8 protein-coding genes are annotated in these 7,371 nt (G+C 66.5%); 6 read left to right on the top strand and 2 right to left on the bottom strand.

Annotation, left to right across the window (positions count from 1 at the left end):
* The first annotated feature begins 273 nt into the window (after positions 1–273).
* Together BST14_RS19140 and BST14_RS31445 are read left to right on the top strand one after the other, a co-directional pair.
* Entirely contained in the window at positions 274–1,074 is an 801-nt protein-coding gene (locus BST14_RS19140) for an AraC family transcriptional regulator (protein ID WP_142279488.1), read from the top strand.
* A gap of 426 nt (positions 1,075–1,500) precedes the next feature.
* A complete protein-coding gene (locus BST14_RS31445; protein WP_281252815.1) occupies positions 1,501–1,635 on the top strand; it encodes a hypothetical protein in 135 nt (44 codons plus the stop codon).
* 10 nt (positions 1,636–1,645) lie between these two features.
* Here BST14_RS31445 and ychF read toward each other — a convergent pair whose 3' ends face one another.
* The gene (gene ychF, locus BST14_RS19130) at positions 1,646–2,737 is read right to left on the bottom strand and encodes a redox-regulated ATPase YchF (RefSeq protein WP_083065951.1); all 1,092 of its coding nucleotides are present in this window, start codon (positions 2,735–2,737) and stop codon (positions 1,646–1,648) included.
* Positions 2,738–2,879: 142 nt separating this feature from the next.
* On the opposite strand from ychF, the gene BST14_RS19125 reads away from it, so the two are divergent.
* A complete protein-coding gene (locus BST14_RS19125) occupies positions 2,880–4,097 on the top strand; it encodes a DUF6542 domain-containing protein (protein WP_211280763.1) in 1,218 nt (405 codons plus the stop codon).
* 4 nt (positions 4,098–4,101) lie between these two features.
* On the opposite strand, the gene BST14_RS19120 is transcribed toward BST14_RS19125, so the two are convergent.
* Positions 4,102–5,112 carry a 4-hydroxy-3-methylbut-2-enyl diphosphate reductase gene (locus tag BST14_RS19120; RefSeq protein WP_083065950.1) on the bottom strand — a complete coding sequence of 337 codons (1,011 nt, stop codon included), beginning with the start codon at positions 5,110–5,112 and terminating at the stop codon, positions 4,102–4,104.
* 89 nt (positions 5,113–5,201) lie between these two features.
* Between BST14_RS19120 and BST14_RS19115 the strand changes: the two genes are divergently transcribed.
* From BST14_RS19115 to BST14_RS19105, 3 genes are read left to right on the top strand one after another with little or no spacing between them, the layout of a single operon-like run.
* Complete coding sequence (locus tag BST14_RS19115; protein WP_083065949.1) at positions 5,202–5,801, top strand: lipid droplet-associated protein; 600 nt, start codon at positions 5,202–5,204, stop codon at positions 5,799–5,801.
* The gene (gene xseA, locus BST14_RS19110) at positions 5,798–7,054 is read left to right on the top strand and encodes an exodeoxyribonuclease VII large subunit (RefSeq protein ID WP_083065948.1); all 1,257 of its coding nucleotides are present in this window, start codon (positions 5,798–5,800) and stop codon (positions 7,052–7,054) included. Before BST14_RS19115 ends, xseA begins: the two co-directional genes overlap by 4 nt.
* Positions 7,044–7,313, top strand: a complete 270-nt coding sequence (locus BST14_RS19105) for an exodeoxyribonuclease VII small subunit (protein ID WP_083065947.1) — start codon at positions 7,044–7,046, stop codon at positions 7,311–7,313. Before xseA ends, BST14_RS19105 begins: the two co-directional genes overlap by 11 nt.
* The last annotated feature ends 58 nt before the right edge of the window (positions 7,314–7,371 follow it).

The following is a 7,371-nucleotide window of genomic DNA, read 5'->3' as shown; positions in this document are numbered from 1 at the left end:
GACTAGAGCCAGGCCACCGGACCAGGGGGTCAAAATTCGGATGCCGCGCCGGGGTCAGTTTTCAGGCGCCGCCGACAACGTCATCGAGTGATGAGGCAGGCATAAGCACAGTGTGACGGCAACTGGTCGCCCGCGCTTTCACAAACGTGCCATCAATTGCGGGTCGGTTCGCGCATACACCGGCCGAGTGATATCGGCCGGTGACCCGCAGCCTGCCCGTCGGCCCTTACTGTGGCCCCCTGAACTTCGCAAAGCGCCTATAAGGTCAAAGATGTGACTTCGTCGCCGCATGCCCACAGCATCGGTAGTCTCGGCGTAGCGGCGCCGGCTGCGTCAAACGCTGATGCGCCTGCTCGCCTGGTGATTGGCTCCAACTACGCCGGCTATCTAGGGCCGGCTCTTGATATTGATGCGCATTCGACCGCGGTGGGCTGCTTAGCAGTCGGCTTGGACGTATTTTTCACATTCCGTGCCGGGGCCGTCGGGGAAGTCACCGCCCGCAGCATTTACGCCCGCGCTCGCCACGTGCACCAGTTGACCGCGGGTCAGGGCAGAATGCTGGTTTTGCTGCTCGAACCCACCTCGGCGTCGATCGTGAATAACCAGACCAACATGAAGCGCGTGATTGGGCCGTTCGGATTCGATCACCGCCGCGAACAGGAAGGCATCGCGGCATGCCAAGCCGATCGCGCCGACTTCGATGGTCTGTTTGCGGTCGCCGGCACGCCAACTTCGGGGCTTATCGATCCACGTATTGCACGCGTGCTGAGATCTATGCGCGTCGATCCGTGGGCTAACGCCGGCGCCGACACCACCGCCCAGGAGCACGGCCTATCTACCTCCTACTTCCTGCGGTTGTTTGCTCAACAGACCGGGACCAGCTTTCGTCGCTACAAGGTTTGGTCGCGCATGCTCCACGCCGCCCACGGATTTTCGGCCGGCAATGATCTGACCCGTTGCGCTGTCGACGCGGGCTTTGCGTCCCTATCGCACTTCAGCCGCGTGTTCCACTCAATGTTTGGATTGTCTGCCACCGCACTGCTGGGTGCGGGCGTACAAGGCGCCACAAAGTAACGGCAACGAGCCGCTTCAGTTCAGGCTTTGAGAGCACCTGCGAATCAAGTGGCCAACCACTACAAGGCCACGAACACGGCACCGGCGAGGCTGACCCACCCGCGTATCGGACGGCACGCAGTGATTAAAACATCTGCCCGGACCGCAGGAGATACATTCCGATCAGCTTTCTGTTTCACATCAACAGGAGGAGCCGATATGGCCCACGAAATGCCCAGCTCCGACAACTTCACCGGCCTGTCCCGCAAGGTCATGGAATACAGTGAGCGCTTCAACGCGATTGTGGCATCGTTCAAAAGAACCCGACGTCTCCAATGAACTGAGGGAGAAGCTCGAAGAAACTTGTACAAGGGCTACATAACCCAGTACGGCGGGGCCACGCACTGGGAGGCAACGCTGAGACACATTACCGAGCAAGGTAATCGGGTGATACTGGAACTCCTGGAGCGAAATACTTTCGACGGTTTCACGCACGTCGCCAATACGGTGACGGCATACGCGTTCAACGACGAGGGACGCGTCGAGACACTCGACGTCTACGTGATGAGCCTCAATCGATAGACAGCCATGCCTACTTCTTCGACGTAGACGCTGATCCGAACCGGAACTCGACCACGTCACCGTCGGCCATGACGTAGTCCTTGCCCTCCATGCGCACCTTGCCCGCCGCCTTGGCCGCCGCCATCGAGCCCGCGGCGATCAGGTCGTCGTAGGAGACGATCTCGGCTTTGATGAAGCCCTTTTCGAAGTCGGTGTGAATCACCCCGGCGGCCTTCGGTGCGGTGTCGCCCTGGTGAATCACCCACGCGCGCGCCTCTTTTGGTCCCGCCGTTAGGTAGGTCTGCAGCTTCAGGGTGTGAAAACCGGCCCGCGCCAACGCATCCAGTCCACGCTCGGTTTGCCCGATGGACTCCAGCAGCTCGGCGGCCGACTCGTCGTCGAGCTCTTGCAGTTCGGCCTCGATCTTCGCGTCGAGGAACACCGCGTCGGCGGGCGCGACCATCGCGGAGAGCTCGGCCTTGCGGGCATCGTCGGTCAGCACGGACTCGTCCGCGTTGAAGACATACAGAAACGGCTTGGTGGTCATCAGATTCAGCTCGCGCAGCAGTGACACGTCTGCGCCGGCAGCGAAGAGCGTCTTGCCCGAGTCCAGCACCGCCTCCGCGGCGACCGCGGCCTCGTGCACCGGCTTGCGCTCCTTGTTGTTGCGGGCTTCCTTCTCCAGCCGCGGGACGGCCTTCTCCAGGGTCTGCATGTCGGCCAGGATCAGCTCGGTCTCGATCACCTCGATGTCGGCGCGCGGATCGACCTTGCCGTCGACGTGCACCACGTCGTCGTCGGCGAACACCCGCACCACCTGGCAGATCGCGTCACACTCGCGGATGTTGGCCAAAAACTTGTTGCCCAGGCCGGCGCCCTCCGAGGCGCCCTTCACGATTCCGGCGATGTCGACGAACGTGACCGGCGCCGGGACGATCTTCTCGGAGCCGAACATCTCGGCCAGCTTGTCCAGCCGGGGATCGGGCAGCGGGACGACGCCCTCATTAGGCTCGATCGTCGCGAACGGATAGTTGGCGGCCACCACGTTGTTTCGGGTCAGCGCGTTGAACAAGGTCGACTTGCCGACGTTGGGCAACCCCACTATTCCCAGGCTCAGGCTCACGGGGAACCAAGTCTAGGGGTCTTGGCCGCGACGCGAGCCAAAGACCATTGGACACCGCCGATCCTGCACCCCGGTAGGGCACGCCCAGGATCCCTACGAGGCATTTACGGGCCTTTCGGCCCATTCCCGGTACGGTCTACATGTGTCAGCACAGCGGACGAGTTCGACGGTGGAGGATGGTCACCGTTCGATCCTGCCGAACATCCCAGGCGTCCCCTGGTACGCAGCCCTGCTTCTCGCCGTCACCGCGACCGCCGTCGGCTACGGAATCGACGCTGGTCACAAGGAACTGACCCACGTCTTCGCGGGCTTCTACATCGCCGGTTGCGTGGCGGCGGTGCTGGCGGTGCGCCAGGATGGCATCTTCACCACGATCATCCAGCCGCCCCTGATCCTGTTCGGCGCGGTACCGGGCGCCTACTGGCTGTTTCACGACGCCAAGGTCGGCCGCCTCAAGGACCTGCTGATCAACTGCGGCTATCCGTTGATCGAGCGCTTCCCGCTGATGCTGGGCACCGCGGGCGGTGTGCTGGCGATCGGACTGGCCCGCTGGTACTTCGGGAACGCTTACCAGACAAGAACATCGGCGGGCACCTCTGAAGACGCTTCGGATGCCGCCGGCGTCAACGTCAAGTCCTTCTTCAACGGCATCCTCGCCAAGGCGCAGTCGGTGCTGCAGTCCGATCCCGACGCCGACGACGCCGACGGCACCGCCGATGCGCGCCGCGGCCGCCGCTCGAGTTCGTCATCGAGGACGCGCCGCACGACCCACAGCACCCGTTCCATGCGTTCGGCCCGGAGCCGTTCACAGCATTCCCGCGAGCCGTTGGGCGAGGGGGCCGAACCCGCCGGGCGGCCCGAACGCCCGAGGCGCAGCACCCGCCGCAGCGCCGCGTCGGCCCGCGACTATGACGCCGCCGAGCCGCCCCGGCGTCCCCGCCGCCGGCCCAGGCCGGACGCCGACCCCGATCCGCGTGGCCAATCGCCCCGGGAACCTCGTCGGGAACCGCGCACCCGGCGCACCCCCTACGAACGGCCCACCCGGCGGAGCAGCCGGTTCGACGGCTTCGAGCCCTACGGGGACAGGTACGAGCCGCCGAGCGGCCCAACTTTCGGGGGCCGGCGTGAGAACCGCTACGACAGCCCCGAGCCTTACGAGCCGCCGTATGAACCGAGGCGCCGCCGGCCCCCGTCAACCGGCTCCAATGGGACCCATCACCCCATCTCACAGGTCCGCTACCGGGGCGCCGGTTCCCAAGAACCGCCCCGGGAGCCGGACACCGAGCGCCGCAGCCGCTCGCGGACGTCCGGCCGGTCGCCTGGGCCCTCGCCGGCGGAATCGTGGGAATACGACGTCTAGCGGCTCAGCGCACTGACCGGATCTCCCGCGGCAGGGCGAACACCAGGGTCTCCTGCGCGGTCGTGACCGGCTGCACAATGTCAAACCCGCATTCGGCCAGCCGCGCCAGCACGCCCTGAACCAGGACCTCGGGAACCGATGCCCCGGAGGTGACGCCCACCGTGGTGACGCCTTCCAGCCATGCCGGGTCGATGTCGTCGGCCCAGTCCACCAGGTGTGCGGCCGCGGCCCCGCCGCCCAGCGCGACCTCGACCAGCCGCACCGAGTTCGAGGAATTGCGGGACCCGACGACGATCACCAGCTCGCATTCCGGTGCCATCGCCTTAACCGCGACCTGCCGGTTCTGGGTCGCGTAGCAGATGTCGTCGCTGGGCGGATCCTGCAGCTTGGGGAACCGTTGCCGCAGCCGCTCGACGATGTCCATGGTCTCGTCCACCGACAGCGTGGTCTGCGACAGCCACACCACCTTGTTCTCGTCGCGCACCGTCACGTGGTCCACGGCGGCGACACCGTCGACCAGCTGCACGTGATCGGGCGCCTCACCGGCGGTCCCGACGACCTCTTCGTGGCCCTCGTGGCCGATCAGCAGGATGTCGTAGTCGTTGCGCGCGAAACGCCTGGCCTCGTTGTGCACCTTGGTCACCAGGGGGCACGTGGCGTCGATGGTGTGCAGGTTGCGGTCGGCGGCCGCGGCGTGCACCGTGGGCGCCACGCCATGGGCGGAAAACACCACGATCGCCCCCTCGGGAACCTCGTCGGTTTCCTCGACGAACACCGCGCCGGCCTTTTCCAGGGTGGTGACCACGTGGCGGTTGTGCACGATCTCATGACGCACGTAAACCGGTGGCCCGTGCTTTTCCAGCGCGCGTTCGACGGTCTCCACGGCCCGGTCGACGCCCGCGCAGTAACCACGCGGTTCGGCCAACAGCACTCGCTTGGGGACCGGGTCGCCGGCTACCGTGCGCGCCGGTCCTCCCACAAGGCCGGGAATCCCCATGTCGATAGTCGGCGGCATGTCGTCCAGGGTACTTACCGCGGACACGGGCTTGCCAGCTCGCGCCGGTGGGCTTGGAGTTAGCCGCCGCTTAGGGCAATCTTGGACCCATGGGCACTGCACCGTATGGAGTTCGGCTGCTGGTCGGCGCGGCGACAGTCGCGGTGGAAGAGACCATCAGGCTGCCGAAAACCATCCTGATGTACCCGATGACACTGGCCAGTCAGGCCGCGCACATCGTCATGCGCTTGCAGCAGAACCTCGCCGAGCTGGCCATCAAGGGCGACAGCACCCTCGAATCGATCTTCCCGCCCAAGGACGAGAAGCCGGAATGGGCGACCTTCGACGAGGATCTCGATGACGCGGTCGACGGCGCGTACGGCGGGCTTCCGGACGGCGGCGAGGGCGAGCGCAGGGCCGAGGGCCGGTTCGCGCTGTACTCGGTGGCCGACGCCCACGAGGACGCGGGCGCGCTGACCCGGCCCAACCGGCAATCGAAGAAGCCGGCGGCCGGCGCGACGGTTCCGCAACCGGAAGTGGTCACCGAGTTGGATTACGCGTCGCTGACGCTGGCGCAACTGCGGGCGCGTCTGCAGTCGCTGAGCGTGGACGAGCTCGAAGCCCTGCTGGCCTACGAGCAGGCCACCAAGGGCCGTGCACCGTTCCAGACGCTGATCGCCAACAGGATCACCCGCGCGAACGCGAAGTGACCCCGGCCGTTACCTCCGAACCGAACTCCGCCGAAAACCCTTTCCCGGTGCGTGCGGTGGCCATCCGGGTCGCGGGCTGGATCGACAAGCTGGGCACCGTCTGGGTCGAGGGTCAGCTGGCCCAGATTTCGATGCGGCAGGATTCCAAAACCGTGTTCATGGTGTTGCGTGACCCGGCGGCCGACATGTCGCTGACCGTGACCTGCCCGCGCGATCTGGTGCTCAGCGCGCCGGTGCAGCTGGCCGAGGGCACGCAGGTGGTGGTGCGCGGCAAACCGTCGTTTTACAAGGGACGGGGCACATTCTCGTTGCGCCTGTCCGAGATTCGCGCCGTCGGGGTGGGCGAGCTGTTGGCCCGCATCGATCGGCTGCGTCGGCTGCTGGATGCCGAAGGCCTCTTCGATCCTCGGCTCAAGCGACCGATCCCCTTCTTGCCCAACATGATTGGACTGATCACCGGCCGGGCCAGCGCCGCCGAACGCGACGTGACCACCGTGGCGGCCGCACGCTGGCCCGGCGTGCGGTTCGCGGTGCGCAACACCGCCGTGCAGGGACCCAACGCGGTCGCCCAGATCCTCGGGGCGCTGGGCGAACTCGACCGCGACGCGGAGGTCGACGTCATCGTCATCGCCCGCGGCGGCGGCAGCGTGGAGGACCTGCTGCCGTTCTCCGACGAGACGCTGTGCCGTGCCATCGCGGCCTGCCGCACGCCGGTGGTCAGTGCGGTCGGCCACGAACCCGACAACCCGCTGTGCGACCTGGTCGCCGATCTGCGCGCGGCCACCCCCACCGACGCGGCCAAGAAGGTGGTGCCCGACACCGCCGCCGAGCAGCGGCTGCTCGACGAGCTGCGGCGGCGCAGCGCCCAGGCGTTGCGCAACTGGGTGACCCGCGAGCAACGCGCGCTGGCCCAAATCCGCAGTCGCCCGGTGCTGGCCGAGCCGCTGGCGGCCTTGACGGCCCGCGCCGAGGAGGTGCACCGCGCGCGGTCGGCGATGCGCCGCGACATCACCCGCCTGGCCGCCACCGAGACCGAGCGGGTCGGCCACCTGCGCGCGCGGCTGGCGACGTTGGGGCCGGCGGCCACGCTGGCCCGCGGTTACGCCATCGTACAAACCACCGTTCAGGCCATGGGGACGACGAACCAGGTGCTCCGGTCGGCCGACGACGCGCCGGCGGGCACCCGGCTGCGGGTGCGGGTGGCCGACGGCGCCGTGGCCGCGGTGAGCGAGGGACGGTCCAATGGCGCGTAACGACGACGGCGGGGACGACTCCGCCGTCCTGCAGGAGGACGAATCCATTACACCTATTAGTCATTTGGCGTATGAAGCCTGCCGGGACGAACTCATCGAAGTGGTGCGGGTGCTCGAACAGGGCGGCTTGGACCTGGATGAATCGCTGAAGTTGTGGGAAAGGGGAGAACAGCTGGCCAAACGGTGCGAAGAGCACTTAGCTGGCGCCCGCAAGAGAATCGAGGATGCGCTCGCGGCGGGCGAGGCAGAGGATGCCTGAATTCGGCTATATCGGCGGGCTTGGTTGAAAGCGTTTCTCCGAACTGGAACACGTTTCA

Origin of the sequence: Mycobacterium arosiense ATCC BAA-1401 = DSM 45069 (genome assembly GCF_002086125.1) — a bacterium.
Lineage (GTDB): Bacteria > Actinomycetota > Actinomycetes > Mycobacteriales > Mycobacteriaceae > Mycobacterium > Mycobacterium arosiense.
The sequence above is the reverse complement of the archived record's forward strand: the minus strand, read 5'-3'. Positions and strand labels throughout refer to the sequence as shown.

Bases quoted from the DNA above. Each gene is read 5' to 3' on its own strand.
- BST14_RS19115 (WP_083065949.1), top strand. From the start codon at position 5,202: ATGGGCACTGCACCGTATGGAGTTCGGCTGCTGGTCGGCGCGGCGACA.
- BST14_RS19105 (WP_083065947.1), top strand. From the start codon at position 7,044: ATGGCGCGTAACGACGACGGCGGGGACGACTCCGCCGTCCTGCAGGAG.
- BST14_RS19120 (WP_083065950.1), bottom strand. From the start codon at position 5,112: ATGCCGCCGACTATCGACATGGGGATTCCCGGCCTTGTGGGAGGACCG.